Source organism: Pseudoalteromonas sp. MER144-MNA-CIBAN-0113, assembly GCF_040308965.1.
Taxonomy (GTDB): Bacteria; Pseudomonadota; Gammaproteobacteria; order Enterobacterales; family Alteromonadaceae; genus Pseudoalteromonas; species Pseudoalteromonas tetraodonis.
The window spans coordinates 1-278 of the sequence record NZ_JBEOOG010000305.1 but is presented as its reverse complement, the minus strand read 5'-3'; the positions used below and the strand labels follow the sequence as shown (position 1 = coordinate 278).

1 protein-coding gene is annotated in these 278 nt (G+C 36.3%); it reads left to right on the top strand.

Features of this window, described 5'->3' with window-relative positions; all coding sequences use genetic code 11:
- A partial coding sequence (locus AAEY57_RS19805) for a class I tRNA ligase family protein (RefSeq protein WP_350608645.1) occupies positions 1 to 278 on the top strand: 278 nt, incomplete at both ends.

Below are 278 nucleotides of genomic sequence, written 5' to 3'. Positions count from 1 at the left end.
GATTTACAGTTTCCACATCATGAAAACGAAATTGCCCAATCGTGCTGTGCAAACAACGGCAAGTATGTAAATACATGGATACATACTGGCATGGTTCAAGTAAACAAAGAAAAAATGTCTAAGTCGTTAGATAACTTCTTTACAGTGCGTGAAGTTTTAAAAGCATACGATCCTGAATCTGTTCGTTACTTTTTAATTTCAGGTCATTACCGCAGCCAACTTAATTATTCACAAGAAAATTTAGACCAAGCGCGTTCATCACTTGAGCGCATTTATAC